Origin of the sequence: Kitasatospora sp. NPDC059462 (genome assembly GCF_042749955.1) — a bacterium.
Lineage (GTDB): Bacteria > Actinomycetota > Actinomycetes > Streptomycetales > Streptomycetaceae > Kitasatospora.
The window spans coordinates 32187-36068 of sequence record NZ_JBHYUU010000071.1; the positions used below are offsets into that span (position 1 = coordinate 32187).

The window sequence follows — 3882 nt, forward strand, 5'->3', positions numbered from 1 at the left end:
CCCTGTGGCTCCACCGGATCGCAGTGCGACAGCACTTCCTGACTCTCATGGCGGGTGAACGAGACATGCAGAACGAGCAGAAGCTGCTCGACTACCTCAAGCGCGTGACGGCCGATCTCAAGCAGACCCGGCGCCGGTTGCACGAGGCGGAGGCCAAGGACCAGGACCCGATCGCCATCGTGGCGATGGGCTGCCGCTACCCCGGGCAGGTCAACAGCCCCGAGGAGCTCTGGCAGCTGGTCGAGCGCGGCGGCGACGCGGTCTCCGGCTTCCCCGCCGGCCGCGGCTGGGACCTGGAGGACCTCTACGACCCGGACCCCGGGAGCCCCGGCAAGTGCTACACCCGCGAGGGCGGGTTCCTGCACGAGGCCGGGGAGTTCGACCCGGGCTTCTTCGGGATCTCACCGCGCGAGGCGCTGGCCACCGACCCCCAGCAGCGGCTGCTCCTGGAGGTGGCCTGGGAGACCTTCGAGCGGGCCGGGATCGACCCGCTGTCGGTCAAGGGCTCCAGCACCGGCGTCTTCGTCGGCCTCGCCTACCAGGGGTACGCGGGCGACGCCGAGAACGCCCAGGAGCTGGAGGGCTTCCTGCTCACCGGCACCGCGCCGAGCGTCGCCTCCGGCCGGCTCTCCTACACCTTCGGCCTCGAAGGCCCGGCGCTGACCGTGGACACCGCGTGCTCCTCCTCGCTGGTCGCCCTGCACCTGGCGGTCCAGGCGCTGCGCCGGCGCGAGTGCTCGCTCGCGCTGGCCGGCGGTGCGGCGGTCATGGCGAGCACCGGGATGTTCACCGAGTTCAGCCGCCAGCAGGGCCTCTCGGTGGACGGCCGCTGCAAGTCCTTCTCCGCCGAGGCGGACGGCACCGGCTGGGGCGAGGGCGTCGGCCTGCTGCTGGTCGAGCGGCTCTCCGACGCCCGGCGCCACGGGCACCCGGTGCTGGCCGTGGTGCGCGGCAGCGCGGTGAACCAGGACGGCGCGTCCAACGGCCTGACCGCCCCGAACGGTCCCGCCCAGCAGCGGGTGATCCGCCAGGCGCTGGCGAGCGCGGGGCTCTCCCCGGCGGACGTCGACGCGGTGGAGGCGCACGGCACCGGGACCAGGCTCGGCGACCCGATCGAGGCACAGGCACTGCTGGCCACCTACGGGCAGGACCGGCCCGAGGAACGCCCGCTGTGGCTGGGCTCGTTGAAGTCGAACATCGGTCACACCCAGGCCGCCGCCGGGGTCGGCGGCATCATCAAGATGGTGCAGGCGCTCCAGCACGAGGTCCTGCCCAGGACCCTGCACGTGGACGAGCCCTCCCCGCACATCGACTGGTCGACCGGCGCGGTGCGGCTGCTGACCGAACCGGTGGCCTGGCCGGCGGGCGAGCGGCCGCGCCGCGCCGCCGTCTCCTCCTTCGGGGTGAGCGGGACCAACGCGCACACCATCATTGAGCAGGCTCCGGCCGCGCCCGGGGCGGACGAGGAGCCTTCGGCCCGCTCGGCCCCGCTGCCCGTCAAGGCGGCGGCTCCGGTGCCCTGGGTGGTCTCCGCCCGCAGCAGGGCCGCCCTGCGCGGGCAGGCGGAACGGCTGCTCTCCCACGTCATCGGCCTGCCCGACGTGCGGCCGGTCGACGTCGCCCGCGCGCTGGCGACCTCGCGCGCCGCGCTGGAGCACCGCGCGGTGGTGGTCGGCACGGAGCTCGCCGAACTCGTCGACGGCGTCCGCGCGCTGGCGCAGGGCGGCCCGTCGCCGCAGGTGGTCGAGGGGGTGGCCGGCCGGGACGCCGGGCTGGCGTTCCTGTTCTCGGGGCAGGGCAGCCAGCGGGTCGGGATGGGGCGTGAGCTGCATGCGTCGTTCCCGGTGTTCGCGAAGGCGTTCGACGAGGTCTGCGCCGCCGTGGACGTCCACCTCGAACGGCCCTTGCGGGACGTGGTGTTCGGCGAGGACGCGGAGCTGCTGGCGCGCACGGAGTTCACCCAGCCCGCGCTGTTCGCGATCGAGGTGGCGCTGTTCCGGCTGGTGGAGTCCTGGGGGGTGCGGGCGGACTTCCTCGCCGGGCACTCGATCGGCGAGCTGGCCGCCGCGCACGTCGCGGGTGCCTTCTCCCTGGCCGACGCCGCCGAACTGGTGGTGGCGCGCGGCCGGTTGATGCAGCAGCTGCCGCCCGGCGGCGCGATGATGGCGGTGCAGGCCGCCGAGGGCGAGGTGCTGCTGACGCTGGCGGGCCGCGAGGACCGGGTGGGCATCGCGGCCGTCAACGGCCCGTCCTCGGTGGTGCTCTCGGGCGCGGAGGACGCCGTCCTGGAGGTCGCGGGGCTGCTGGAGGGCCGTCGCAGCAAGCGGCTCGCCGTCTCCCACGCGTTCCACTCGCCGCTGATGGAGCCGATGCTCGCGGCCTTCCGCGCGGTGGCCGAGCGTGTCACCTTCGCCGCGCCCACCCTGCCGATCGTCTCGACCCTGACCGGCCAGCTCCTCACCTTCGAGGAGGTGGCCGACCCCGACTACTGGGTGCGCCACGTCCGCCACGCCGTCCGCTTCGCCGACGCCGTCGAGACGCTCGCGGCCAAGGGCGCGGCGGTGTTCCTGGAGGTCGGCCCCGGCGGTCTGACCCCGATGGTGCAGGAGACGCTGGCCGGCGCGGTCGCCGTCCCCGCGCTGCGCGCCGACCGCCCCGAGGCCGAGTCCTTCACCACCGCCCTCGCCCGGCTGCACGCCCACGGCACCGCCCTCGACTGGGACGCCGTGCTCGCCGGCACCGACGCCCGCCGGATCGACCTGCCCACCTACGCCTTCCAGCGGGAGTCCTACTGGCTGGAGCCGGCCGCCCGTGACCGGCGCGAGCAGCCGACGGCGGACGGCTGGGAGTACCGGGTCACCTGGACGCCGCTGCCGGACCTCGCGGACGCCCCGCAGAACACGAGCACGGCGCAGGGCCGCTGGCTGCTCCTGGCACCCGCCGGCAGCGCGGCGCGGAGCACCGCCGACGCGCTGCGCGCGACGCTGGCGGCCCGGGGCGCGGACGCCGACGTCCTGGAGCTCGACGGGCCCGCCGACCGGCAGGCCCTCGCCGCGCGGCTGCGCGCGGCCGCCGACGGCGAGGTGCCGCTGCGCGCGGTCGTCTCGCTGCTCGCCCTCGGCGACGACCGGGGCGTGGACGAGGACCGGGGCGCGCTGCCCGCCGGTGTGGCGCCGACCCTGACCCTGGTGCAGGCCCTCGGCGACGCGGACGTCGAGGCGCCGCTCTGGTGCGTGACCCGCGGCGCGGTGGCGGCCGGCGGAGCCGACGAGCCGGCCGATCCCGCCCAGGCGCAGATCTGGGGTCTGGGCCGGGTCGCCGCCCTGGAGCACTCCGACCGCTGGGGCGGCCTGGTCGACCTGCCGCCGGCCGCCGCACCGGGGGAGGAGCGGCCGGAACCCGACGAGCCGGCCCTTGCCCGGCTGGCCGCCGCCCTCACCTCGGACGGCGACGAGGACCAGCTGGCCGTCCGCGGCACGACGGTCCTGGCCCGCCGGCTGACCCGCCTCACCCCCGACGGCCCCGCCCCCGCCGACGGGTGGGCGCCGCGCGGCACCGTCCTGGTCACCGGCGGCACCGGTGCGCTCGGCGGCCACGTCGCCCGCTGGCTGGCGCGCAGCGGCGCCGAGCACCTGGTGCTCACCAGCCGGCGCGGCCCCGCCGCCCCGGGCGCCGACGAACTCCGCGCCGACCTGGAGGAACTCGGCGCCCGCGTGACGATCGCGGCCTGCGACGTGACGGACCGGGCCGCGCTGGCCGCGCTGCTGGCCGGCCTCCCGGCGGAGCAGCCGCTCACCGCCGTGGTCCACACCGCCGGCGTCGACACCGCGGCGATGCTCGCCGACACCGATCCGGCGGCCTTAGCCCCCGGGGTGGCAGGGA

At 76.4% G+C, this 3882-nt stretch carries 1 protein-coding gene; it reads left to right on the forward strand.

From position 1 onward, the window contains the following. Positions 1-104: 104 nt before the first annotated feature. On the forward strand, positions 105-3882 hold a 3778-nt coding region (locus tag ACFXAM_RS19315), incomplete at its 3' end, for a type I polyketide synthase (RefSeq protein WP_380292729.1).